This is a genomic window from Mariniflexile sp. HNIBRBA6329 (assembly GCF_043558645.1).
Lineage (GTDB): Bacteria > Bacteroidota > Bacteroidia > Flavobacteriales > Flavobacteriaceae > Mariniflexile.
This window is the reverse complement of sequence record NZ_JBIFXS010000003.1, coordinates 1-25,639: the sequence shown is the minus strand read 5'-3', so window position 1 is coordinate 25,639 and position 25,639 is coordinate 1. Positions and strand designations below refer to the sequence as shown.

The window sequence follows — 25,639 nt, the reverse complement described above, 5'->3', positions numbered from 1 at the left end:
TGTAATTAATTTTTCAAAGTTAAGATTCAAAAATTAAAACTCACAATATTCAAATGCCAAATACCAATTATTTTTATGATTGGAATTTGGTGCTTGTCTTTTTGAAAATTTGTAGAATTTGGACGAAGTAAAACAATTAGTTACCGATATAAAAAACGGAAAGTTGAAGCCCATTTATTTTTTAATGGGTGAAGAACCTTATTATATAGACAAAATATCCGATTTTATTGAGGATACTGTTTTAAGTGAAGAAGAACGTGGTTTTAACCAAATGGTGCTTTATGGGCGTGATGTAACAGTTGAAGATGTAGTAAGTAATGCCAAACGCTACCCGATGATGGCAGAATACCAGGTGATTATAGTTAAAGAAGCCCAAGAATTATCACGTACCATAGAAAAGTTGGTAGATTATGCTAAACAGCCCCAGCCATCCACTATACTGGTTTTAAACTATAAATATAAAACCATTGATAAGCGTAAATCGCTTTATAAAACGCTGCAAAAAAGTGCTGTGGTTTACGAAAGTAAAAAGTTATATGAAAACCAAGTAGCCGATTGGATTCGTCGGGTTTTATCCACTAAAAACTATACCATTGCCCCAAAAGCAGTACAAATGTTGGTGGAGTTTTTAGGGACCGATTTAAGTAAAATAAGTAACGAACTGGATAAGCTTCAAATTATCCTACCTAAAGGAACTCAAATAACACCAGAGCATATTGAGGAAAATATAGGTATTAGTAAAGACTTTAATAATTTTGAATTACGCCATGCCATTGGCGAACGGAATGCGCTTAAAGCCTATAGAATTGTAAATTATTTTGCCGAAAACCCCAAGGACAACCCCATGGTGGTAACGGTTTCTTTACTGTTCAGTTTTTTTTCACAATTGTTACATTTTCATGGGTTGAATGATAAATCACCACGAAATGTAGCTTCGGCATTAAAAGTGAATCCTTATTTTGTTAACGATTATGTAACAGCTGCAAGAAATTATCCGATGCGAAAAGTAAGTGAAGTGGTTTCAACCCTTCGGGAATTTGATGTAAAAAGTAAAGGTGTAGGTTCCAATGCTGTTCCACAAGGCGATTTATTAAAAGAGTTGTTGGTAAAAATATTATCTTAGTCATTAAATTATATCTTATGAAGGCTTCTCCATTTTTATTCCTATTAAGTATTACGGTTTTAGTTTCTTGTAAACAATATAAAAAGGAAACAGCAGCACAAAAACCCATAAAAGCAGAAATAGTTTTAACCAAACTATGGGAAACCGATACTTTGTTGAAAACTTGTGAAGCGGTAAGATATGATTTAAAGAGGGATGTAATTTATGTATCAAATATGGGTAATGTACCTACCGATGCAAAAGATGGAGATGGAACCATGTCCGTTATTAACTCGGAAGGAAAAACACTTACCCAAAATTGGGTTACAAATATGCATGCACCAAAAGGGGCTAATTATTATAATGATAAGCTTTACGTCGCAGATATTGATGCCATGATTAAAATTGATATGAAATCGGGCTCTGTAGAGAAAACCATTGCAGTTGAAAATGCTGTTTTTTTAAATGATGTAGATATAGATACTAATGGCGATGTGTACACTACAGATTCTAAAGATAGTAAAATTTACAAACTAGTTAATGATGAAGTGTCTTTATGGTTAGATTTAGAAGGATTAAATCCTAATGGTATATTGGCTGAAAAAGACCGTATACTTATTGTCTCCTTTAGTAAGGGCGATTTTATAGCTATTGATAAGAAAACAAAGGCGCAAACACTTGTAGCTACCGGTATCTTAAAAGGAGATGGTATTGTGCCTATAAAACAGGGATATTTAATTTCTACATGGATAGGAGAAGTGTTTTTTGTGGACAAAAATTTCCCTGGGGATGCAGCCACCAAAATATTGGATACTCAAGAAGAAAAACTTAATGCTGCCGATATAGGCATAATTCCAAATAAAAACATCCTATTGATACCTACTTTTTTTGGAAATAAAGTGGTGGCTTATAAAATTAATTCAAGCTTATAAGTAAACCGAAATTGTTAGTGCCAGCATAGTAAAAACGGTTAATATAATAACCAACGGCATCACGAATTTCAACCATTTATCATAGCCCACTTTCACAATAGCTAACGATGCTAAAATAAGCCCCGTTGGGTTTATAAATGCAAACAATCCCATACCATATTGATAGGTGTTCACAATCAGTTCCCTTCCAATGCCAACACCATCGGCCAAAGGAGACATGATGGGCATGGTTAAAACCGCCATACCAGAAGATGATGGTATAAAAAACGACAACCCCCCATAAATGTAAAGCATGGCATTAATGAAAACACCTTTATGCATACCATTGGTTGCGTTACTTGCATAATATAATAAGGTATCACTTATTTGACCATCTTCCATTAATACGGTAATACCTCGTGCAATGCCTATAATAAGGGCAACACCAAGTAAATCACTGGCGCCTTTCACAAAAGTATCAACAAAAGTATACTCGTCAATTTTGGCTAAAAATCCAATAATGATTCCACCAACAAAGAATACAACGGTCATTTCCAAAAACCACCATTCTAGTTGCGATACACCGTAAATCATTACAATAAAACACATGGCGAATATAAAAAGGATGAGTTTTAAGCGAATAGATAATTTAATAGTTGAGTTTGTTGTGTTTCCAAAAATGGCTTCAATAGCTTCTTTTTGACTGTAAATAACAGATTTTGAAGGATCATTCTTTACGCGTTTTGCATACCTTAGTGTGTAAAGGATGCAAATAAGTGTTCCTAAAATAAGCATGATAAAACGCCCAGTTAAGCCAGTAGTCCAATTAATACCAGCAGCATCTGAAGCTATAATGGCACTAAACGGATTGGTTGTTGAACACATAGTACCAATAGACGAGCCTAAATAAATACAGGCTAATGCTACCATGGCATCATATTTTGCAGCTAAAAAAATAGGGATTAAAATAGGGTAGAAGGCAATGGTTTCTTCTGCCAGTCCAAAAGTAGTTCCGCCAATGGCTATAAGTAAGGTTACCAATATGATTAACAAAAATTCTTTTCCTTTTAAGGTATGTGCTAACCAAGATATACCTGCATCAAAAGCACCTGTATGGTTCATTATTCCAATTAAGCCACCAATAAATAATACCAGAAAAATAATGTCGGCCGCTTCAATAATACCTTTTATGGGCGATTGTATAAAAGCCACAAAACCCTGTGGTTTTGCTTCAACTTTTTGGTAGGTATTCGGTATTCCTATGGGTTTCCAGATATCCCCATTCGTAAATTTTTCTATAGGGATATTGATGTTTAGCGCATCTAAAGTTTCTTGGGTGGCTGCTAAGGCTTCGGTTTTGCTTAAACTTGTTTTAGTAAATGTATTTTCAGCTTTATTATATGCCAAAGAATCAAATTTTCCAGAAGGAATCATCCAAGTTAAAATAGCTACTAAGCCAGCAATAATAATAAGTATGGTTTGAGCGGTTGGGAATTTTATTTTTTTCAATCGTAAATTGTTTTAATAAGACTAAAGATAGTATTATTTTAGTCCGATTTTAGATATATTCCTATGAATGTTGATATACACGAAAATTGGAAACCTTATTTAGAAACAGAATTTGAAAAGCCTTATTTTAAGGATTTAGTAGGTTTTGTTAAAGCTGAATATAGAAATCATAGCTGTTTTCCACCAGGAAATCAAATTTTTAATGCGTTTAACCATTGCCATTTTGATGATGTAAAAGTTGTTATAATAGGGCAAGACCCTTATCACGATTTTGGTCAAGCCAATGGCTTATGTTTTTCCGTAAATGAAGGCATCAAGCATCCACCTTCATTAATCAATATTTTTAAAGAAATAGAAACAGACTTGGGGATACCATATCCCATAAGCGGAAATTTAATGCGTTGGGCAGATCAAGGCGTCCTTTTATTGAATGCCACACTTACAGTTAGGGCACACCAAGCGGGAAGTCATCAAAACAAAGGGTGGGAGCTATTTACCGACTCAGTAATAAAAACGATTAGTGACAATAAAGAAAATGTGGTTTTTTTACTTTGGGGAGGCTATGCTAAGAAAAAGCAAAAACTAATTGATAATAAAAAACACCAAGTATTAACATCAGGACACCCATCTCCATTAAGTGCTAATAGAGGGCATTGGTTTGGTAATAAACACTTCAGTAAAACTAACTCCCTGTTGGAGCAAGCGTTTGTGGCTCCTGTACAATGGTAGTTTCAGGTTTAATTACAACAGGTGCTTTGTTTTTTTTAGTCTGTTTTATAGTTTTATTACTGCTAAATTTTAGTAATAAGAAATTGAAAACTACAAGTACAAAAATTAAAATAGTAATTTTAAGTAACATAGGCTTTGGGGATTAATTCATCTACAAGATACATAAAAAACAGGTTAAAACGCATGTATTAGAGATAAAAATCAATTTTAGATACAAAAATAATAAATAAAAGACTACAATCAAATTAGTGTATGTACTTATTTTGAAATCTCAAAAAGCGCCTTGAGGTTTTAAATATTTAACTAATTTTTATGACTTTCTTTGATTTATTCTAAATCACCGATATTAATATAGCAGCAAATTACATTTTTTAATTTGAAGTAAGTGTTTTAATTAAATAAAAATTATTTTTGAGCAAAATAATAAAAAATGGAGCAAATTAATTGGGAAACTGTTAAGGAGTATGAAGACATTACCTATAAAAAATGTAATGGAGTAGCTCGTATTGCCTTTAACAGGCCAAATGTGCGTAATGCTTTTAGACCAAAAACAACGAGTGAATTATATGATGCATTTTATAATGCTAATGAAGACGTCAATATAGGCGTGGTATTATTATCGGCTGAAGGACCATCAATTAAAGATGGTGTTTGGAGTTTTTGTTCGGGTGGCGATCAAAAAGCCCGAGGAAAACAAGGTTACGTAGGTGAAGATGGTTACCACCGTTTAAATATACTAGAAGTTCAACGTCTAATTCGTTTTATGCCGAAAGCTGTAATAGCCGTAGTTCCAGGTTGGGCAGTTGGTGGCGGACATAGCTTACACGTGGTCTGCGATTTAACACTGGCCAGTAAAGAACACGCTATTTTTAAACAAACGGATGCCGATGTTACCAGTTTTGATGGTGGTTATGGATCGGCTTATTTAGCTAAAATGGTCGGACAGAAAAAAGCACGCGAGATATTTTTCTTAGGAAGAAATTATTCTGCCCAAGAAGCATTTGAAATGGGCATGGTAAATGCCGTTATTCCTCATGTCGAATTGGAATCTACTGCCTTTGAATGGGCACAGGAAATACTTGCAAAATCGCCAACTTCTATAAAAATGTTGAAATTCGCTATGAATTTAACAGATGATGGTATGGTTGGGCAACAAGTATTTGCAGGTGAAGCAACCCGTTTAGCTTATATGACAGAAGAAGCTGTTGAAGGTAGAAATGCTTTTTTAGAAAAACGTAAGCCTAATTTTGTAAAAAAATGGATTCCATAGTATGAAGAAAGTTTCTATTTGGATTTCAACCATGCGTTTACGAACGCTTCCTTTATCAATTTCAGGTATTATTTTGGCGTCTTGCTTTGCAGAATACAATGGCTGTTTCGATTGGTTAATTTTTACGTTGGCTATTTTAACAACCTTAAGTTTTCAAATTTTATCCAACCTAGCTAACGATTATGGCGATGGTATTAAAGGTACCGATAATAATGACCGAATAGGTCCGGATCGTGCCATTCAAACGGGAAAAATTTCTCCAGATGAGATGTTTAACGCTATAAAATTAAGTGTTTTAATCTCAATTGGCTTAGCGTTTTTCTTAATTTTCGCGTCGTTTGGTGTAAAATATTTCTTTTTAACACTTCTTTTCTTTTTACTTGGCATTGCATCGATTGCTGCTGCTATTAGGTACACTGTTGGCAACAATGCGTATGGTTATAAAGGTTTTGGAGATGTTTATGTTTTTGTTTTTTTTGGTTTGGTAAGTGTCATAGGTTGTTATGTGTTATATGCAAAAAAGATAGATCACGTTGTGTTTTTACCTGCAATTACAATCGGTCTATTAAGTGCAGCGGTTTTAAACCTTAATAATATGCGAGATATTGAATCGGATAAAAAATCGAATAAATTAACTTTAGCTGTTAAAATAGGTATAGATAACGCTAAAAAATATCATGTAGCAATCATTGTTTTAGCAATTATTTTATCAGGGTTATTTGGTATATTATATTTCACATCCATCCTTAATTTAATCTATTTTATAGCTTATATTCCTTTAATCATTCATATTAAAAAAGTTTTAAAATGCAACGATTCAAAATTATTGGATCCGGAATTAAAAAAAGTAGCCTTAACAACAGTGCTTTTATCGGTGTTAATGGGGATAGGGCATTTGTTGTGAAATTTTTGTATTTTACTTACTTGATAAAATTAATTTAAAAACGAATGAAAATTACATTTTACGGTCACGCTAGTTTAGGGATACAGGTTAATGACGTTAATATTCTTGTAGACCCGTTTATTTCGGCAAACCCAAAGGCAGCGCATATAAATATCGATACGCTTGAAGCCGATTATATTTTACTTACCCACGCGCATCAAGACCATATTGTAGATGTGGAAGCCATAGCAAAACGCACCAATGCCATTGTGGTATCTAATTTTGAAATTGTATCACACTTTGAAGCATTGGGTATTGAAGGTCACCCTATGAACCATGGTGGTAGTTGGGATTTTGAATTTGGAACAGTTAAGTACGTGAACGCCATTCATACTTCGTCCTTTCCCGATGGAACATATGGCGGACAACCAGGTGGTTTTGTAATTGAAGGCGAACACAAAAACATTTACATAGCAGGAGATACCGCTTTAACCTTCGATATGAAGCTTATCCCAATGAAAACCAAGTTAGATTTAGCCATTTTACCAATTGGTGATAATTTTACCATGGGCATTGATGATGCTATTATAGCGAGTGATTTTGTACAGTGCGATAAAGTTTTAGGCTATCATTTTGATACGTTTGGTTACATTGAAATAGACCACGAAGAAGCCAAACGTAAATTCTTTGATAAAGGGAAGGATTTAATGTTGTTGGAAATTGGCGAAAGTATTGAATTATAAATTATCAATTTTCAATTACGAATTATCAATTAGGAGTTACGAAGTAACATTGTAAATGAAAGAAAATATTATTCAAGTCAAAACATATGTTTTTGCTTTACAAATTGTTGAAGTTTATAAGTACTTATGTGAAGATAAAAAAGAGTTTGTTCTATCTAAACAATTACTTCGAAGTGGTACATCCATTGGCGCTAATATAGAAGAAGCCATAGGAGGTCAATCGGAAAAAGATTTTTATGCTAAACTTACAATTTCATATAAAGAAGCAAGAGAAACTAAATATTGGCTTCGATTATTACAAGATTCGGGCTATTTAGACGAGGAAAAAGCGATTAAAGTACTCATAGATGTTGAAGAAATACTTAGAATTATAGGAAGTATTCAAAAAACGATGAAAAGCAAAAATTCTAATCCGTAATTCGTAATTGACAATTCGTAATTTAATGAAAGCTTTTTACAAAAAATACATTTTAAATTTTAAACAAGCCAGCGGTACTTCTAGAGGTGTTCTAAAAACCAAAGAAACCTATTTTCTTATTTTAAATTCTGGAGAAAAACAAGGTATTGGCGAATGCGGGTTGTTTAGGGGTTTGTCTATTGACGATAGACCCGATTATGAAGATAAACTACAATGGGTTTGCAATAATATTCAATTAGATTTAGATTTTTTACTGAATGAATTATTGGAATTCCCGAGCATTCAATTTGGTTTGGAAATGGCTTTTAAATCTTTAGAAAGCCATAGTCCATTTGAAATATTTCCTTCAAAATTCACGCAAAGTGAAGATTCTATTGCCATAAACGGATTGATTTGGATGGGTTCTGAAACGTTCATGAAACAACAAATTCAAGATAAAATTGAAGCTGGTTTCAATTGCATCAAAATGAAAATTGGAGCCATCGATTTTCAAACCGAAATAAATCTTTTAAAATCCATTAGAAAAGAATTTACTTCAAAAGATATCGAACTACGTGTTGATGCTAATGGCGCTTTTTTACCTTCCGAGGCTTTAGAGAAATTAAAAATTTTATCAAATTTAGACATCCATTCCATAGAGCAACCCATAAAACAAGGTCAAGTAGATGACATGGCTAAACTTTGTAAAGAAACACCGCTTCCAATAGCTTTAGATGAAGAATTAATTGGTGTGTTTTCTGTAACAGAAAAGAAAAAGTTGCTACAAACCATAAAACCACAATACATAATTTTAAAACCGAGTTTAGTGGGTGGTTTCAAAGGAAGCAATGAATGGATTGAAATAGCAGAACAAAACCAAGTAGGCTGGTGGATTACCAGTGCCTTGGAAAGTAACATTGGGTTAAATGCCATTGCTCAATACACCTATACCAAACAAAGCAAGTTGCCACAAGGTTTGGGTACTGGCGGTTTATTTACAAATAATTTTGATTGCCCATTAGAAGTAAAAAACGGTACTTTGCAGTATAATAATAAAACAGATTGGAAATTTAATTTATAGATATGTATATAGCTCAAGCATTTAATGTATTACACGAATGGTGGCGGTATTTGGTAGGATTGGTAATTATTGTTGTTGCTGTGGTAATTGGGCAAATTCCTTTTACGGCAGCAGTTATGTTTAAGGCTATTAAAGATGGCGATAATATACTGGGCATGGATGAAAAAAACATGATGTCGCTTCTAGAGCCAAATCTAAATTTGTTTTTAATGTTATTGTCTTTTGCGGTAGGTTTATTGGGCTTATTGTTAGTGTCAAGATATTTACACAATCAATCTTTTACACATTTAACTACTTCTAGAAAAAAGATAGATTGGAAACGTTTTTGGCTCATCTTTTTTGTTTGGGGTATTATTTCAAGTGGGTTGGTTGTAGTAGATTATTTGATGACGCCAGAAGATTATGAAATAAACTTTAAACTCGTACCTTTTTTAATACTCTGCGTTATTGCTATTCTTTTAATACCTCTACAAACTAGTTTTGAAGAGTACCTGTTTAGAGGTTATTTAATGCAAGGAATTGGGGTTATTGTGAAGAACAAGTGGGTGCCATTGCTAATCACTTCAGTAGTTTTTGGTTTATTGCATATAGCAAACCCAGAAGTTGATAAATTAGGACCTATCATCATGGTTTATTATATAGGAACAGGTTTGTTTATGGGAATTATGACTTTAATGGATGAGGGTTTAGAACTATCACTTGGGTTTCATGCAGCTAACAATCTTTTTACAGCACTTTTAGTAACTGCAGATTGGACGGCGTTCCAAACACATTCTATTTTAAAAGATATGTCCGATCCTTCCGAAATGGCTATTGGCGAAATTTTCGTTCCTGTATTTGTTGTTTTCCCAATATTGCTTTTTATTTTATCACGCATATATAAATGGACCGATTGGAAAGAAAAACTATTCGGAAAGGTCGTTGAACCTGTAAAAGAAGAGACTTTCGTTATAGAAGATACCAATTCTAATGGAAACGAATTTTAAAATCATTCACGAAAAATTCAAAATTAAAGGCGTTCACTATTCAATTGATCACCTGTTACAGCTTGCGCATTATTTTGTAAAAGAGGGTGATAAGTATGAGCAGGAAATCGGCAATTTTTTACATCAATGGTTGGATGATAATGATTTTGTAGAAGTAAATACATCCGGCTCAACAGGAACACCCAAATCCATAAAAATAAGTAAACAAGCTATGGTAAATTCTGCCTTAGCAACCGGTGCGTTTTTTGGTTTAAAACCAAGCAATACAGTTTTACATTGTTTACCCTCGCAGTTTATAGCAGGTAAAATGATGTTGGTAAGGTCCATGGTTTTAGGTTTGGAATTGGATTTGGTAGAGCCAACCAGTAACCCCCTGTTCAATGTTAAAAAAGGCTATGATTTTTGTGCCATGATACCGCTACAGCTTGAAAACACCTTACAAGATTGCGGCCATATTAAAACCATTATTGTTGGAGGTGCTTCGGTTTCTAATGCTTTAAAGGCGAAAATTAAAAATATCAATCCCTATGTTTTTGAAACCTACGGCATGACGGAAACCGTTACACACATTGCTCTTAAAAAACTTAATAACTTCTGTCATGCTGAACTTGTTTCAGCATCATATTTCAAATTACTTCCAAATATTTCTATTTCAACGGACGAAAGAGATTGTTTAGTAATAGATGCGTCTAAACTTTCTGAAGAAAAAATTACAACAAACGATATTGTAAAAATACATTCTGAAACCGAATTTGAATGGTTGGGGCGTTTTGATAACGTTATAAACTCTGGCGGTTTAAAACTGTTTCCAGAGCAAATAGAAGCTAAGCTTCAAAATAAGATACAATCTCGTTTCTTTATCGCGTCCAAACCCCACGAAACATTAGGAGAACAACTTGTTCTTGTTGTTGAAGGCCCTATTGATTCCATAGAGGCTTCTGCTTTTTCTGAATTAAAAAAACATGAAAAACCGAAGCAAATTTTCACGTTAAATACATTTGTTGAAACAGTTTCGGGTAAAATTCATCGTAAAAAAACATTGGAGTTAATAAATTATCTTTAACTCATTCAAAAGCACACTTCACTCATTGGTGGTTTTAAAATAAGGTAGTTGGTTTTAGTTTTATGTTAAACTTTAAAATCAGCTATTATGAAACGAGCATGTTCAGAATTTTATCAATTATCAGAAATGTTTAACTGCGAACAGCATGTGACCTTAAAAAAAAATAAATTTAGGCACATGAAAACATTACTAAAATTTATTTTTGTGTTGACAGTTTCAATGCAAATACAATCACAAGAACGACTAATTACAGGTAAAGTAACAGCAGCAGATGATAACGCACCCATTCCAGGAGTTAATGTCTTAATAAAAGGAACTTCAACAGGGGTAACAACAAATTTTAATGGTATATATGAAATTAAAGCCAAAGACAATGATGTTTTAGTGTTTTCATTTCTGGGCTATAAAACCGAAGAAAAGTTAGTAGGTAAACTAAATACTATTTCGGTAGCGTTACAAGCAGACGTGTCTTGTTTAAATGAAGTTGTTGTAGTTGGGTATGGTACTCAAAGAAGAAGTTATGTAACAGGTTCTGTAACTCAAGTTTCAGTATCTCAAATAAAGAAAAACGAACAAAAAAAGTATCATAATAAATTAGCAAATCAAATTCAGTACAATTCAGTTCCTAATGCATTGCAAGGAAAACTCGCTGGTGTTGCAGTAACTAATACAACAGGTAATACAGGATCTAATGCGCATATTGTAATTCGAGGCGCTTCAACTATTACTAGCAATAATCAGCCTTTAGTTGTGGTGGATGGTCATATAATGCCATATAATGTGCTGGAATCTGTCAATCCAAATCAGGTAAACGACATAACAATTCTAAAAGATAGCAATGCTACAGCAATTTATGGGAGTAGAGGAAACAACGGTGTTATTATAATATCAACAAAAAATAATGCAGAAGTTTTAAACCAACCTTTATATATTGTTGATGGCGTTCCTGTTAAAAAAGAGCACAATTATATTATTGAAAATTTACCAAAACAGGATATTGACACCAAAATACAGTATGATAAAGCGGAAGCTAAAGATAAGTTTGGTAAAATAACAAGCAATGGTTGTGTCGTAATTACAACACATCAAGGAAATTTTAGGTTAGAAAATCAAGAAAGTTATGCAGTAATTGAAGAAAATAATTTTGAGAGAACATCGCTTTCTCCATTATCAACATTTTCTATTGATGTGGATAAAGCATCTTACAGTAATATAAGACGCATGATTAACAGCGGGTTAGCTATTGAACCTGATGCTGTTAAAATTGAAGAAATGATTAATTATTTCGATTATAATTACCCGCAACCTACAGGTGAGCATCCATTTTCCATTAATACCGAAGTTGCCAAAACACCTTGGAACAGCAGTACCAAAATTGTTAAAATAGGGTTGCAAGGGAAAACGTATGCAAATGAAGCATTGCCAACATCCAACCTCACTTTTTTAATTGATGTTTCAGGGTCTATGAGTTCTCAAAATAAGTTACCGTTGTTAAAATCAGCTTTTAAATTATTGGTAAATCAGTTACGGGAACAAGATAAAGTTTCTATTGTGGTGTATGCTGGTGCAGCAGGTGTGGTGTTAGAACCAACTTCAGGGAAACATAAAGAAAAAATCATTAATGCTTTAGATAATTTAAATTCTGGAGGTTCAACAGATGGTGGTTCAGGTATAAAATTGGCTTATAAATTAGCTGAAGAAAACTTTAAAAAGAATGGAAACAATAGAGTAATTTTAGCAACCGATGGCGATTTTAATGTAGGAGCATCAAGTGATAAAGCCATGGAAAATTTAATTGAAGATAAACGGAAATCGGGCGTATTCCTATCTGTTTTAGGATTTGGCTACGGAAATTATAAAGATTCAAAACTTGAAATTTTAGCTGATAAAGGAAATGGAAACCATGCATACATCGATAATATGCAAGAAGCTCAAAAGGTTTTTGGAAAAGAGTTTGGCGGCACCTTGTTCACCATAGCTAAAGATGTGAAAATTCAAATTGAATTCAACCCAAATAAAGTACAAGCTTATAGATTAATTGGTTATGAAAACAGAATGCTTGCTGATGAAGATTTTATAGATGATACTAAAGATGCTGGCGAATTAGGAAGTGGACATACAGTGACTGCATTGTATGAAGTGATACCGGTTGGTGTTGATAGTAATTATTTAAAAGATGTAGCCGATTTAAAATACACAAAACCTGAAGCAATTAAAGATTATTCAGATGAATTATTCACGGTGAAATTTAGATATAAAAAACCTGATGGTGATAAAAGTATCGAAATGATTCATATTCAAAAAGATATGGTTTCTGAAGCTTCTAGAGATTTAAATTTTGCATCGGCAGTCGCTTTGTTTGGAATGCAATTAAGACATTCTAAATACCATAACAATTCAAAAATAGAAGATGTTATTACTTTAGCTAAATCGGGGAGAGGTGATGATGAAGATGGTTACAAATCTGAATTTATACGCTTGGTTTCATCCTATCAAAGTTTATAAGCATGAAAAGTCTGAAAAGTGTCATGCTACGTCAAAAGGAGCAAGTTGAAATATTATTCCTAACAGTTATTAATATTAGGTTTCGACTGCGCTCAACCAGACAAATAAAACTCAATACACTTTTCAGACCTTTTTTTATTGTTGCATTTTGAAATAATAATCCAGTGAATGTTTTCCAGAACCATATATTAGGAAAAAAGCACATACAAGTAATGTAATTATAGCGAGTATTAAGTTATTGGTATTCATTTCGCCAACAAAATTTATCAAAATGGCACCAATTAAAATAGGTATTTGTGCAACAATGGCCCAACGGGTTAATAAGCCAAAGGCAATAAGAATACCACCAATGAAGTGTGCCGGCGCTACATAGTGCACAGCAATCATGCCACCAGCCATATTTTGCATGGGTTTAAACAACTCGGTAAGCATCATGCTGTCTGCCATAAAATTAATGCCTTTAATAAATAGGAATGTACCTAAGGCAATGCGGAGCAAATCAAGTGGTAAATAGGTATGCCCATTTGCCCACTTATTTAAGGTTTTTATTGTTTCCATGATTGAAATTATTGATTTTCAATACAAAAGATACAAAAAAATGCGAAGATTTTAAAATTTAGACCTGTAAAACACCTAAATTAAAAGCTTTTTCAATAGGTGCGTGGTTTGCAGCTTCAATGCCCATACTAATCCATTTACGCGTATCCAACGGATCTATAATGGCATCCGTCCAAATGCGTGAAGCAGCATAATAAGGCGATACCTGGTTATCGTATCGGTCTTTAATTTTGTTGTAGAGTTCTTCTTCTTTTTCTTTAGTGATTTTTTCACCTTTCTTTTCTAAAGAAGCTTTTTCTATTTGAAGCAATACTTTGGCGGCAGAGTTACCACTCATTACAGCCAATTCTGCACTTGGCCATGAAACAATTAATCGCGGATCGTATGCTTTGCCACACATGGCGTAATTACCTGCGCCATAGCTATTTCCAATAATGACTGTGAATTTTGGCACCACCGAATTACTAACGGCGTTCACCATTTTAGCACCATCTTTAATAATGCCACCATGTTCACTTTTACTGCCCACCATAAACCCAGTAACATCTTGTAAAAACACTAAAGGGATTTTTTTCTGGTTGCAGTTTGCTATAAATCGGGTGGCTTTATCGGCGCTATCATTATAAATTACACCACCAAATTGCATTTCACCTTGTTTGGTTTTTACCAGTTTGCGTTGGTTTGCAACAATACCGACAGCCCAACCATCAATTCGGGCATAACAGGTAATAATGGTTTTTCCGTAGCCTGCTTTATATTCATCATATTCCGAGTTGTCTACCAGTCGCTTGATAATGTCATACATATCATATTGGTCGGCTCTAGATTTTGGTAAAATTCCATAAATATCTGCAGGATTTTCTTTTGGTTTCTCTGCATCTATTCGGTTATATCCTGCTCTGTCATAATCACCAATTTTACCAATAATACTTTTGATGGTATCTAAGGCATCCTTATCATCTTTAGCTTTATAATCGGTTACGCCGCTAATTTCGCAATGTGTAGTAGCACCCCCAAGTGTTTCATTGTCAATAGTTTCTCCAATGGCAGCCTTCACTAAATAACTACCAGCTAAAAAAATACTACCTGTTTTATCAACAATCAATGCTTCATCACTCATGATGGGCAAATATGCACCACCAGCAACGCAGCTACCCATAACCGCAGCAATTTGCGTAATGCCCATACTGCTCATAATGGCGTTGTTTCTAAAAATACGTCCGAAATGTTCTTTGTCTGGAAAAATTTCATCTTGCAAAGGAAGGTAAACCCCAGCACTGTCTACCAGATAGATTATAGGTAATTTGTTCTCTATAGCAATTTCTTGTGCACGCAAGTTCTTTTTGGCCGTAATAGGGAACCATGCACCAGCTTTCACAGTGGCATCATTAGCAACAACAATACATTGTTTTCCGTTTATATAACCAATTTTTACTACAACACCTGCCGATGGGCAACCTCCGTGCGATTCATACATGCCTTCACCAGCAAAAGCGGCAATTTCAATGGATTTTGTACCGGCATCCAATAAATAATTAACACGTTCATGTGCCGTCATTTTACCTTTAGCTTGGTGTTTTTCAATGCTCTTTTTTCCACCTCCCAAATGTACTTTAGCAAGACGTTTATTAAGTTCTGAAACTAATAGTTTATTGTAATCTTCGTTTTTATTGAAGTTTAAATCCATCGGTATTTTATTTGAAGCTAAAATACAAAAGTTTCAATTTATAGTTGGTTTTTGTTAATGTTTTATTAAATATAGTTACATGGAAATATTTTCCTTGGTAAATAAATAATTTTAACATATATTTGCTATGGAAACTAATTAAGGTTTCTTTATAGAATATATGATATAAAAGCCAGTTTAATGAAAAATATAATAGCCTTTGCAGGATCAAATAGTAGGGAATCAATTAATAAAAAGTTAGCAACTTATACGGTCAGTTTAGTTGAAAATGTAAACATTAATAATTTGGACTTAAATGATTTTGAATTGCCACTTTTTGGAGTGGACTTAGAAAAAGAACAAGGTATTCCAGAAAATGCCCATAATTTTTTAAATTTAATAAAAACTTCTGATGGCATTATATTATCCTTAGCAGAACATAATGGAGCGTATTCAACAGTCTTTAAAAATATTTTTGATTGGATGTCTAGAATTGATGGAAAGCTTTGGAGCAATAAACCCATGCTATTAATGGCAACTTCACCGGGAGCTAGAGGAGGTGCTAGTGTATTGGGTATTGCTAAAAATAGATTTCCTTTTAATGGAGGAAATATTGTTTCAGAGTTTTCATTGCCAAATTTTAATGATAATTTTAAAGATGGAAAGTTGGTTAACGATGCATTGAATTCAGAATTATTAGAAGCGGTAAAAACATTTCAAAATAATTTGTAGTATGGAAATTAAGCAAATAGACAACGGAAAAAAAGGTGCTTTTTATGTTGAGATAGACGATGTGAAAGTTGCTGAAATGACTTATTCGCATGCAGCGCCCAACAATATCATTATAGACCATACAGAAGTGAGCGATACGCTTAAAGGACAAGGTGTAGGCTATAAGTTAGTAGATGCGGCAGTTGCATATTTACGAGCCAATAACTTAAAAGTAATTCCGCTATGTCCGTTTGCAAATGCTGTTTTTAAGAAAAAGCATGAACAATATGCCGATGTTTTAACTTAAACTTAGTAATTATGGGAGACATTAGTAAAGATATCAACTCAAAGTTTGCCAATAACAGAATTAAAGCCCTGTTGAATATTTTGTATACAGCAAACTGGATTTCTGGTTTTCAGAACGATTTTTTTAAGAAGTACGGTATTTCACCGCAGCAATACAATATTTTAAGAATATTAAAAGGAGCGGAAGAACCCGTAAACGTTCAAATTATTAAAGATAGAATGATAGAACGTTCGCCCAACGCCACCAGATTGATGGATAAGCTATGCGCAAAAAATTATATTGAACGCTTAGCTTGCGACCACGATAGACGCGTAGTTAAAATAGCCATTACAAAAGAAGGAAATGCACTTTTAGATGCCATTCCAGATAATTTTAATAGCCATTTGCTTAAGAATTTAACCGAAGAGGAAGCAGAGCAGTTAAGTAATTTGCTCGATAAAATGAGATAAGTAAGAGTGTCAGGTTGAGCGCAGTCGAAACCTAATTTAATTAAAACGATTTTCTAATTTAATAAATAACATGAAAACAATCATACATAAAGCCGAAAGTAGAGGGTTTGCAAACCATGGTTGGTTACAGGCAAACCATTCGTTTAGTTTTGCAAGTTATCATAATTCCGAAAAAGTGCATTTTGGCGCTTTAAGGGTTTTTAACGATGATATTATTGCACCAAAAATGGGTTTTGGAACACACCCACATGATAATATGGAAATTATTACCATCCCGTTAAAAGGTGTTCTAAAACATAAAGACAATATGGGTGATTCGTGGATACCTGTACTGCCCAATGAAGTTCAAGTTATGAGTGCTGGTACAGGTGTACAACATTCTGAAATTAACGGTTCTGCAGATGAACATTTAAGCTTGTTTCAAATTTGGATATTTCCAGATAAACAGCATGTGGAACCACGATATGACCAAAAAAAGTTTGAAGCGTCTGACAGAAAAAACAAGCTTCAAATTTTAGTAACATCTATAGATGAAAACCATGAAGGCAGCTTAAAAATTCATCAAGACGCCATAATTTCTAGAATTGATTTAGATAGCAATATAGATTTTGAATATAAACTCAAAAGTAAAAATCATGGGGTTTATATGATGACAATTAATGGTAAAGTACTTATAGATAATGACATTTTAGAAACACGTGATGCTGTTGGGATTTTTGACACAGAATCATTTTCAATAATAGCAGAGCAAGATTCTAGTTTATTGTTTATTGAAGTTCCTATGGAGTTTTGATACTTAGAACTTGTCTATGTAATTAAAAGGTCAGATTAAATCTGACCTTTTGTTTTTTTTATGTCTTAAATTGATTTTTTTAATAAAATATCAGCATCTTCAATATTTATTGGAATTTCATCAACCACAGGGTTTATTACTAATTCATTCACTTTTCTGTGTGTCGTTCCAAACTTATTTGCTTCTGTAAAATCGCCTGCTTCATTATTGTTTTTGTCCAAAGCGGTTACTACAAAAACTTTGGTGTCTATTTGATGTTGGGTTAATTTAAGTTCGTTTCCTGCAACAATATCCAGTATTTTAGAGCCATCATTCATGTTTGCAACAGCTTCATTAGCATTATCAAATGCGTAAACAACATATTTAACTGGTAAATCTCCATCTGAAGCCGCCTTTGGCGTGTCCCATAAAATTTTGAAAGGTTCAAATCGAATATTTGCTGGTTTTGTTGGGGGAATATTATCTTTTCCTAAACCTACAATAGGAGGCGCAAAAGTTTTGTGTTTAAAATGATTTGTATTAAGTAAACTGTTCAATCCTTTAAAATTACTTTTTATTACATTATAGCTATACGCTATTTGGCCTAATGTAGCGTCCATATGGGGCTGTTTGTTAAGATTAAGCTGGTTCTGGATTTCAGTAACATCCCAAGGTTTTGTATGCTCTATTTTATAAAAAGCCTGACTTATATATAATTGTTTACAGTATAGTTTTGCCTGATCGTTCCACCATTTAGAAAGTATGTTGTAATCTTGTTTCCCGTTGATATTCCAGTATAATTGTGGCGCTAAATAATCTACTTTATCCATATTCAACCAAGCTATTGGATCGCAATACAAAGCGCTATATGAAGAAGTGCCCGTAATACCAGATGGTGTGCCAGCTTTCCAAATTCCAAATGGACTAATACCAAATACAATGCTTTTGTTTTTGGAGGTGTTAATGTTTTGTATGGCATCATAAACCATTCCTATCATTAAGTTTACATTGTTTCTGCGCCAATCTTCAATCGTGGTAACTTTAGTAGGGTTGTGGTCTTTAAATGTTTGGGCATCTTGAGGAATGGTTTCCATACCGGAATACGGATAGAAATAGTCATCAAAATGAATGCCATCTACATCATACCTGTTAGCAATATCTTCTATAACACGTACAATATAATTTCTAACATCAGGAAGTCCTGGGTTTAGCATTTTTAATGACAATGCTTTGTCAGTTTTATTTAATCGGGCTTGAAAAGTCCATTTTGGGTGCAAATTAGCCACATTGTTTGGAGCCAATACCATAGCTGGAGTTTGTTTAACTCTGTATGGATTTAACCAAGCGTGCAAATCCAACCCTCGGGCATGTGCTTCTTTAATTGCAAACTCTAAAGGATCCCAAAAAGGGGTAGGTGCTTTTCCTTGCGTACCTGTTAACCAATAAGACCAAGGGTCAATTGATGAAGCATACAATGCATCGCTTTCGGGACGTACTTGTAAAAAAACGGTATTGTAACCATTTGCTTTTAGATTGTCTAAAATGCCAATAAGTTCTGCTTGTTGTACAGCAGGTGTTGCATGGCGGTTAGTTGGCCAAGATAAACTGGATATAGATGGCACAAAAACACCTCTTAAGTCTGCTTTAGGGCTTGTAATACCTATACCTGTTTGTGCTTGAATAGCGATGCAAAAAAACAGAAAATAAGGGGCAAGTATTTTCATATTAAAGGATTGAGAATATAAAATTTAATTGTTTTTAAGTACAGGTATTGAATCGTTGTGATTTTTCAACTTGTTACTTACGCGTCTTAAAACATGTAAAATTAAATAATTTACAGATATGAATTTCAATTAGATAAAAATAAATATAGATAAAGCACCTGTTTTTTCGGATTAAATACATTTTTTGTTAGATGTAGTTCTTTTTTTATGTTAAAATCGGCTTTTGGAATAAGTTAAAATTAAGTTTTTAAAAGGATGCTTTTTTATTTAAAAATACGATATTTGTGTTCTGAATTTGCGCAAGGGATTGCAGCGGCATCCTTTTTTATGTGTTTATAGAAATTACTGGTTTTTGCCAAAATAAGATACACATAAAAAAGATATAGCGGAAAGCCCGACCTTTTTTCAAGGTTGCGCCCAAAAAACGACTAAATTATGGCAATGAATAAAAATACAGTTTTGGCTTGGGCCACTGCTTTAATGATTATTATGGGTGTGGTTTTAATATTAATGGGAGCTTACAGGTATGATGATGTAGCAGGATGGGGTTTTGCAACCGTTGGAATTGGCTTTTTTGCCATTGCTTGGGTTTTTAATGCTTTAAAAGGAAGAGTGTAATAAATTTACGATTTTCAATTTAAGATTTATGATTGAAAATCGCACTCAAAAACACAAATAATATGCTAAAACGATGTCTTTTTTCGTTTGGTAATTCGTAAATAAAAAATTGTAAATCAAAAATTATATGTCTGACGATAAGAAAGTTATCTTTTCGATGTCTGGTTTGACCAAGACGTTTCAAGGGGCAAATACGCCTGTGTTAAAAAATATTTATTTAAGCTTTTTTTATGGTGCTAAAATTGGAATTTTAGGTTTAAATGGCTCTGGTAAATCTACGTTGCTTAAAATTATTGCTGGGGTTGAAAAGAATTATCAGGGCGATGTTACCTTTTTACAAGATTATTCGGTTGGTTATTTAGAGCAAGAACCGAAGCTTGATGAAAGTAAAACCGTTTTGGAAATTGTAAAGGAAGGTGCTGCGGAAACGGTTGCCATTCTTGATGAATACAACAAAATAAACGATATGTTTGGGTTGGAGGAAGTGTATTCTAACCCAGACAGAATGGATAAGTTGATGGCAAGACAAGCAGAGCTTCAAGATAAAATTGATGCATCAAATGCTTGGGAACTGGATACTAAGTTGGAAATAGCCATGGATGCGCTAAGAACACCTGAAGGTGATAAAAAAATAAGTGTGTTGTCTGGTGGTGAGCGTCGTCGTGTGGCTTTATGCCGTTTGCTTTTGCAAGAACCAGATGTGTTGTTATTGGATGAGCCTACCAACCACTTGGATGCAGAATCGGTACATTGGTTGGAGCATCATTTAGCGCAATATAAAGGAACTGTAATTGCTGTAACGCATGATAGATATTTTTTGGATAATGTTGCGGGTTGGATTTTAGAGTTGGATAGAGGTGAAGGTATTCCATGGAAAGGGAATTATTCGTCTTGGTTAGATCAAAAATCAAAACGATTGGCTCAGGAAAGTAAAACGGCTTCTAAGCGTCAAAAAACCTTGGAACGTGAGTTGGAATGGGTACGACAAGGTGCTAAAGGACGTCAAACCAAGCAAAAAGCGCGTTTGCAAAACTATGATAAGTTACTGAGTCAAGACCAAAAACAGCTTGATGAAAAACTGGAAATCTACATACCTAACGGGCCACGTTTAGGAACCAATGTTATTGAAGCTATTGGTGTAAGCAAAGGTTTTGATGATAAATTGCTTTATGAAGATTTGAATTTCAAATTACCTCAAGCAGGTATAGTTGGAGTAATTGGACCGAATGGCGCTGGTAAAACTACCATTTTCAGAATGATTATGGGAGAACAAACACCTGATAAGGGTGAATTTAAAGTAGGTGAAACTGCTAAAATTGCTTATGTAGACCAAAGCCATTCAAACATAGACCCAGAAAAAACCATTTGGCAGAATTTTAGTGATGAGCAAGAATTGATTTTAATGGGAGGGAAAGAAGTGAATTCCCGTGCTTATTTAAGCCGATTTAATTTTTCGGGTGGTGAACAAAACAAGAAGGTTAAATTGCTATCAGGTGGTGAGCGTAACCGCTTGCATTTGGCCATGACACTTAAAGAAGAAGGCAACGTTTTACTTTTGGATGAGCCTACTAACGATCTTGATGTAAATACATTACGAGCATTGGAAGAAGGTTTGGAAAACTTTGCTGGTTGTGCCGTAGTAATATCGCATGATAGATGGTTTTTAGATAGAATTTGTACCCATATTTTAGCTTTTGAAGGTGATTCGCAAGTATATTTCTTTGAGGGAAGTTTCAGTGAATATGAAGAAAACAAAAAGAAACGTTTGGGTGGCGATTTGATGCCGAAGCGTATTAAGTATAAAAAGTTGGTACGTTAATAATGTACTGAGATAAATCAAAAAGCCTGCATTTGCAGGCTTTTCGTATTTTTATAGTTTTAGTTACCGCCATACATGTGGCCATCTGTAAAATCTTTATATTCTTCTTCAGCTTTTGCCATTTCCTCGCTTATTTTATCCAAACGTTCGTTTTCTTTTTTGAGTTTATAAGATTTTCTAATACCTAATATTAACAAAATAGAGAAGAAAACAACAACAATGATTAAAACGGTTACAATGTCCGATTGACTTATAGAAAGTGTTATAGTCTGCAAGCAGGTTAAAAAATTTGGAAGCATAGTCAATGCAAAATTTGATTTAATAGCAAATCAAATATAAGGTAATTTATTCACTAAGCAATTATAAATGAAATTATTAAATAGCATGTTGTACGATGTATATCACAATTATTTTTTGATTATTAAGCTTGTTTTGAATACAATAGATGCTAAAACTAAATATTTAGGTATTGAAAATTATATGAGTTTTATTCATTTTAATTATATTTTTTTAACGAAATTGCTAATTATACTTTTAATAAATTTATTTGCTTTTAATTATGTTTCCATCAGATAAAATAAAGAATGTAAAAACAGAATTGCTTTCTAACAACTACTATACATTAAACAAATTAATTTTCGATTATAAATTAAGTAATGGAAATTGGGTAACCCAAATGCGTGAATGTTACGATAGGGGTGATGGAGCGGGTATTTTGCTATACAGCAAAGAAAAGGGTACTATTATTTTAACAAAACAGTTTAGAATGCCTACATTTTTAAATGATAATAAAGATGGCATGTTGGTTGAAATTTGTGCAGGCATGTTGGATAAAGATAATCCAGAAGCTTGTATAATAAGAGAAACTGAAGAAGAAGTAGGATATAGGTTGAAAGAGGTGAAAAAAGTATTTGAAGCTTATTCATCACCAGGTGTTATGACCGAAAAAATGCATTTTTTTATAGGTGAATATACCGAAGCCATGAAAGTAAGCGAAGGTGGTGGAGTAGATAGTGAACATGAAGATATTGAAGTTTTGGAAATGCCTTTTACAGAAGCAGTTACAATGCTCAATAATGGAGAAATACATGACACCAGAACCATTGTTTTACTACAGTATGCTATAATTCATAAGCTTTTAGATTAAGATTAAGATGAAACTCAAATTAGTTTACATTGTTCATTTAATAATACTAATAATAGTTGGCTATGTTTATTATTTGGCAATTGATAAATTTATTAATTTTTTGAAATTAGGAGGATTTGATGGCTATGACTATTACGGAACAGTTTATTTAATTCTAAGAGCTAAATTGTTATTTGCCGTAATGTTAGTTACGTTTCCTTTAATTGGTGTTTTTTCAAAAAATAAATATGGATGGATATTTATAAGCTTTTATTTCTATTTTACAATTTTGAATGTGATTTTTGAATTCTGTAGAGAAGGTTTTGATGACTTAGAAAGTGTACTTTTAAGGATATTATTTATATCAATATTGGGTGTGTTAGAAATTATTATGAACACAAAAAAAATAAGTTTTTTTTATTATAAAATTGAAAAGAATAAACTGCTTGAACTGAATATAATTTCATTTACAATTGGAACTTGTACTTCTTTATTTTTTTCCTTTTTAAATTTTCCGGAATATTTGTAATCATTTAATTTTTAAATTGTAAAAATTTTAACGATTTCAATTTTCATACGCTTCAATAAAATCGGTAATTAAATAGGTTATAAGTTTCCCAACCTGTGTTTCTGTTTTTTTTGTGGGAGCCGCTTCACAAATATGTAAATAACGCGCATTTTCAAATTTTCCAAAATAAGACACAAAACTTCTAGCTTTGTTAACACTAAAACCACTTGGGGTCATGGCGCTACTTGGTATATTTTCTATGACATCGCAATCTAATTCAATGCCAAAAGGTTTACTGGAAATATGATTTGACGCTCTTTCTAGTTCTTCTTTAAACTTTAATTCTTTGCCAACTGCTAAATCTTCAAACATATTGTATTTGACTAGTTTGAATTTCTTTAATGATTTGAACAGTTTGTCTGATGTATAATTTCTTTGTAGTCCAAAAATAAAATAGCTGTTTAAAAAACCTTCTGCGTAAGCGTAACTAAAACCGTTTCCACTATGGCGTCCTTCTTCTGGTCTAAAATCAGAATGGGCATCAAAATTTATAATATTTATTGGTTTCTTTAAAGCTAAACTTGTGCCTTTTATGTTACCGTAGGCATTGTTGTGTCCACCACCAATAATAATAGGTTTTTTTCCTGCTGAAACAATTTGGCTAACTATAAATGTAACATGCTTGTCTATTTTACTAACAATTTTTCTGGCTTTGGCAATGCTTTTCTTTTCATTTACGTCCAATTCAGAAACCTTAGATAATTCTTCTGAAAAATCTAAATGTCCTAATATCAATACCCTGTTGGCCTTAGTGAATTCGTTACTTTGTATATTCAAAAGCACTTTTAATGTAGCTTCCCAAGCCTTGGAAGCACCTGTTTTTCCATAGTTAGCGAACACACCAACATCTTCAGGCAAACCAATAATTACATGCGTAACATCCAAATCTACAAGTTGGTCGTATATATTGGAAATGCTGGTTAATATTTGAATATGTTCACCAAATTTGGGTTCGCCTTGGCGTTTGTTTAATAACTTGTTTAAAGAATTATTGTTAAATAAAACCAGTTTATCCATAAAAAAATAAATAAATTTGAAATAAAAATACATCATTATTTATTTATAGCATTAAAAAAAGACAAAGTATTATTATTAAAGAACAATTAGACTTTAAAAAATTAAAAACAAGTAATTATGGAAAACAACAAAAGTAGTATGGGGCTTAAAGTAGCATTGGGTATTGCATTGGTTCTATTTTTAGGAACAGCATTTTACACAATGAATTTGTACCAAAGCAGCTCGAAAGTTCAAAAAGACTTAACTGAGCAAAAACAATTAGTAATGAACGATTTAAACGCGATGGCTAAGCAATATGATGAAGCCATTAGCGAAAATGAAGTTGCTAATAAAGACTTAATAGAGGCTAGAGCACGTATCCAAGGATTGATTGACTCTTTGAAAATTTCTGAAACTAACGTAAAGAGCTTATGGAGCTACAAACAAAAATATGCTTCATTACAAAAAGAAATGGATGTTTTGTTGGCTGAAAACGATAAATTAAAAATCCAAAATTCTTATTTAGCAACGTCTTTAGATAGTACTCGTGTTCGTTTGGAAGAGCGTACTATATTTACCGATTCGTTATTAATTCAAAACAACGCATTAGCTGAAGTAGTTTCAAATGCAGCAGTATTGGGAGCTGTAAATATGAAAGGTTTTGGAGTCATTGAAAGAACTTCTGGTAAATTAATACCTACAGAAAGAGCAAGTCGTACCGATAAAATTAGAGTATGTTTTACAGTGCCTAAAAACAAATTGGTTCAATCTGGCGATCAAGAATTGTATGTACAAGTTATAGACCCAAAAAACAATACTTTAGGTTTAAACGATCAAGTAAGCTTTGGAGGTAAAACATTAAAATACAGCATTATAAGTAAGTTTAATTACGAAAACACAAGTTTAGATGTATGTGAGTTTGTAGCAACAAAAGGTAAATCTGAATTTCAAAAAGGACGTTACATTGTGAATGTTTTTAACGAAAAAGATTTAGTAGCAACATCTGAGTTCACTTTAAAGTAAACCATATATAACACTTAATGCTAAGCCTTAGGTTAATTCCTAAGGCTTTTTTATTTCAGTCTAAAAAACCACCGTCTTTGACGGTGGTCATGTTTTAAAGGCTTCGCCATTTTTTAGGTTTAC

The 25,639-nt window shown here is 33.2% G+C and carries 26 protein-coding genes; 20 read left to right on the top strand and 6 right to left on the bottom strand.

The window, feature by feature from the left end; genetic code table 11:
- Window positions 1–118 precede the first annotated feature (118 nt).
- Together holA and ACGK9U_RS04770 are read left to right on the top strand one after the other, a co-directional pair.
- The gene (gene holA / locus ACGK9U_RS04775) at window positions 119–1,123 is read left to right on the top strand and encodes a DNA polymerase III subunit delta (RefSeq protein ID WP_394465227.1); all 1,005 of its coding nucleotides are present in this window, start codon (window positions 119–121) and stop codon (window positions 1,121–1,123) included.
- Between the two features lie 17 nt (window positions 1,124–1,140).
- The gene (locus ACGK9U_RS04770; protein ID WP_394465226.1) at window positions 1,141–2,034 is read left to right on the top strand and encodes a hypothetical protein; all 894 of its coding nucleotides are present in this window, start codon (window positions 1,141–1,143) and stop codon (window positions 2,032–2,034) included.
- Here the strand turns inward: ACGK9U_RS04770 and ACGK9U_RS04765 are convergent.
- Window positions 2,029–3,522 (bottom strand): YfcC family protein, encoded by a 1,494-nt coding sequence (locus ACGK9U_RS04765; protein ID WP_394465225.1) that lies wholly within the window; start codon window positions 3,520–3,522, stop codon window positions 2,029–2,031. The two genes, ACGK9U_RS04770 and ACGK9U_RS04765, sit on opposite strands and share 6 nt — an antisense overlap.
- Window positions 3,523–3,585: 63 nt before the next feature.
- Here ACGK9U_RS04765 and ung point away from each other — a divergent pair, with 63 nt between their 5' ends.
- The 9 genes from ung (at window position 3,586) to ACGK9U_RS04720 (ending at window position 13,179) form a co-directional block, all read left to right on the top strand.
- Window positions 3,586–4,251 carry a uracil-DNA glycosylase gene (gene ung, locus ACGK9U_RS04760; RefSeq protein ID WP_394465224.1) on the top strand — a complete coding sequence of 222 codons (666 nt, stop codon included), beginning with the start codon at window positions 3,586–3,588 and terminating at the stop codon, window positions 4,249–4,251.
- Between the two features lie 430 nt (window positions 4,252–4,681).
- Window positions 4,682–5,521 carry a 1,4-dihydroxy-2-naphthoyl-CoA synthase gene (locus ACGK9U_RS04755; RefSeq protein WP_394465223.1) on the top strand — a complete coding sequence of 280 codons (840 nt, stop codon included), beginning with the start codon at window positions 4,682–4,684 and terminating at the stop codon, window positions 5,519–5,521.
- A 1-nt stretch (window position 5,522) separates the two neighbouring features.
- Window positions 5,523–6,425, top strand: coding sequence for a 1,4-dihydroxy-2-naphthoate octaprenyltransferase (gene menA / locus ACGK9U_RS04750; protein ID WP_394465222.1), 903 nt, complete (start codon window positions 5,523–5,525; stop codon window positions 6,423–6,425).
- A 44-nt stretch (window positions 6,426–6,469) separates the two neighbouring features.
- A complete protein-coding gene (locus ACGK9U_RS04745) occupies window positions 6,470–7,147 on the top strand; it encodes a metal-dependent hydrolase (RefSeq protein WP_394465221.1) in 678 nt (225 codons plus the stop codon).
- A gap of 55 nt (window positions 7,148–7,202) precedes the next feature.
- Window positions 7,203–7,565 (top strand): four helix bundle protein, encoded by a 363-nt coding sequence (locus ACGK9U_RS04740; RefSeq protein ID WP_394465220.1) that lies wholly within the window; start codon window positions 7,203–7,205, stop codon window positions 7,563–7,565.
- Between the two features lie 25 nt (window positions 7,566–7,590).
- Complete coding sequence (locus tag ACGK9U_RS04735; RefSeq protein ID WP_394465219.1) at window positions 7,591–8,625, top strand: o-succinylbenzoate synthase; 1,035 nt, start codon at window positions 7,591–7,593, stop codon at window positions 8,623–8,625.
- A gap of 2 nt (window positions 8,626–8,627) precedes the next feature.
- Window positions 8,628–9,611 (top strand): CPBP family intramembrane glutamic endopeptidase, encoded by a 984-nt coding sequence (locus tag ACGK9U_RS04730; protein ID WP_394465218.1) that lies wholly within the window; start codon window positions 8,628–8,630, stop codon window positions 9,609–9,611.
- Window positions 9,595–10,674 (top strand): AMP-binding protein, encoded by a 1,080-nt coding sequence (locus ACGK9U_RS04725; protein ID WP_394465217.1) that lies wholly within the window; start codon window positions 9,595–9,597, stop codon window positions 10,672–10,674. Before ACGK9U_RS04730 ends, ACGK9U_RS04725 begins: the two co-directional genes overlap by 17 nt.
- Window positions 10,675–10,851: 177 nt before the next feature.
- Window positions 10,852–13,179, top strand: a complete 2,328-nt coding sequence (locus ACGK9U_RS04720) for a von Willebrand factor type A domain-containing protein (protein WP_394465216.1) — start codon at window positions 10,852–10,854, stop codon at window positions 13,177–13,179.
- A 135-nt stretch (window positions 13,180–13,314) separates the two neighbouring features.
- On the opposite strand, the gene ACGK9U_RS04715 is transcribed toward ACGK9U_RS04720, so the two are convergent.
- A complete protein-coding gene (locus ACGK9U_RS04715) occupies window positions 13,315–13,737 on the bottom strand; it encodes a DoxX family protein (protein ID WP_394465215.1) in 423 nt (140 codons plus the stop codon).
- 58 nt (window positions 13,738–13,795) lie between these two features.
- Window positions 13,796–15,424, bottom strand: coding sequence for an acyl-CoA carboxylase subunit beta (locus ACGK9U_RS04710; protein ID WP_394465214.1), 1,629 nt, complete (start codon window positions 15,422–15,424; stop codon window positions 13,796–13,798).
- Window positions 15,425–15,604: 180 nt separating this feature from the next.
- Between ACGK9U_RS04710 and ACGK9U_RS04705 the strand changes: the two genes are divergently transcribed.
- The 4 genes from ACGK9U_RS04705 (at window position 15,605) to ACGK9U_RS04690 (ending at window position 17,663) form a co-directional block, all read left to right on the top strand.
- Window positions 15,605–16,135 (top strand): NADPH-dependent FMN reductase, encoded by a 531-nt coding sequence (locus tag ACGK9U_RS04705; RefSeq protein ID WP_394465213.1) that lies wholly within the window; start codon window positions 15,605–15,607, stop codon window positions 16,133–16,135.
- Window position 16,136: 1 nt separating this feature from the next.
- Window positions 16,137–16,421, top strand: a complete 285-nt coding sequence (locus ACGK9U_RS04700) for a GNAT family N-acetyltransferase (RefSeq protein WP_394465212.1) — start codon at window positions 16,137–16,139, stop codon at window positions 16,419–16,421.
- A gap of 11 nt (window positions 16,422–16,432) precedes the next feature.
- Window positions 16,433–16,870 carry a MarR family winged helix-turn-helix transcriptional regulator gene (locus tag ACGK9U_RS04695; protein WP_394465211.1) on the top strand — a complete coding sequence of 146 codons (438 nt, stop codon included), beginning with the start codon at window positions 16,433–16,435 and terminating at the stop codon, window positions 16,868–16,870.
- A gap of 70 nt (window positions 16,871–16,940) precedes the next feature.
- Window positions 16,941–17,663, top strand: a complete 723-nt coding sequence (locus ACGK9U_RS04690) for a pirin family protein (protein WP_394465210.1) — start codon at window positions 16,941–16,943, stop codon at window positions 17,661–17,663.
- Window positions 17,664–17,728: 65 nt separating this feature from the next.
- Here ACGK9U_RS04690 and ACGK9U_RS04685 read toward each other — a convergent pair whose 3' ends face one another.
- A complete protein-coding gene (locus ACGK9U_RS04685) occupies window positions 17,729–19,366 on the bottom strand; it encodes a glycoside hydrolase family 10 protein (RefSeq protein ID WP_394465209.1) in 1,638 nt (545 codons plus the stop codon).
- A gap of 435 nt (window positions 19,367–19,801) precedes the next feature.
- Here ACGK9U_RS04685 and ACGK9U_RS04680 point away from each other — a divergent pair, with 435 nt between their 5' ends.
- Together ACGK9U_RS04680 and ettA are read left to right on the top strand one after the other, a co-directional pair.
- Window positions 19,802–19,984 (top strand): CAL67264 family membrane protein, encoded by a 183-nt coding sequence (locus ACGK9U_RS04680; protein ID WP_394465208.1) that lies wholly within the window; start codon window positions 19,802–19,804, stop codon window positions 19,982–19,984.
- A 127-nt stretch (window positions 19,985–20,111) separates the two neighbouring features.
- Window positions 20,112–21,803 (top strand): energy-dependent translational throttle protein EttA, encoded by a 1,692-nt coding sequence (ettA, locus tag ACGK9U_RS04675; RefSeq protein WP_394465207.1) that lies wholly within the window; start codon window positions 20,112–20,114, stop codon window positions 21,801–21,803.
- Between the two features lie 59 nt (window positions 21,804–21,862).
- On the opposite strand, the gene ACGK9U_RS04670 is transcribed toward ettA, so the two are convergent.
- Window positions 21,863–22,078 (bottom strand): FtsL-like putative cell division protein, encoded by a 216-nt coding sequence (locus ACGK9U_RS04670; RefSeq protein ID WP_394465206.1) that lies wholly within the window; start codon window positions 22,076–22,078, stop codon window positions 21,863–21,865.
- Window positions 22,079–22,362: 284 nt separating this feature from the next.
- Here ACGK9U_RS04670 and ACGK9U_RS04665 point away from each other — a divergent pair, with 284 nt between their 5' ends.
- Together ACGK9U_RS04665 and ACGK9U_RS04660 are read left to right on the top strand one after the other, a co-directional pair.
- On the top strand, window positions 22,363–22,950 hold the full coding sequence (locus tag ACGK9U_RS04665; RefSeq protein WP_394465205.1) for an NUDIX domain-containing protein: 588 nt from the start codon (window positions 22,363–22,365) through the stop codon (window positions 22,948–22,950).
- 7 nt (window positions 22,951–22,957) lie between these two features.
- Window positions 22,958–23,458 carry a hypothetical protein gene (locus ACGK9U_RS04660; RefSeq protein ID WP_394465204.1) on the top strand — a complete coding sequence of 167 codons (501 nt, stop codon included), beginning with the start codon at window positions 22,958–22,960 and terminating at the stop codon, window positions 23,456–23,458.
- A 36-nt stretch (window positions 23,459–23,494) separates the two neighbouring features.
- On the opposite strand, the gene ACGK9U_RS04655 is transcribed toward ACGK9U_RS04660, so the two are convergent.
- The gene (locus ACGK9U_RS04655; RefSeq protein ID WP_394465203.1) at window positions 23,495–24,514 is read right to left on the bottom strand and encodes a formimidoylglutamase; all 1,020 of its coding nucleotides are present in this window, start codon (window positions 24,512–24,514) and stop codon (window positions 23,495–23,497) included.
- A gap of 117 nt (window positions 24,515–24,631) precedes the next feature.
- On the opposite strand from ACGK9U_RS04655, the gene ACGK9U_RS04650 reads away from it, so the two are divergent.
- Window positions 24,632–25,516, top strand: a complete 885-nt coding sequence (locus tag ACGK9U_RS04650) for a chromosome partitioning protein ParA (RefSeq protein ID WP_394465202.1) — start codon at window positions 24,632–24,634, stop codon at window positions 25,514–25,516.
- Window positions 25,517–25,639 lie beyond the last annotated feature (123 nt).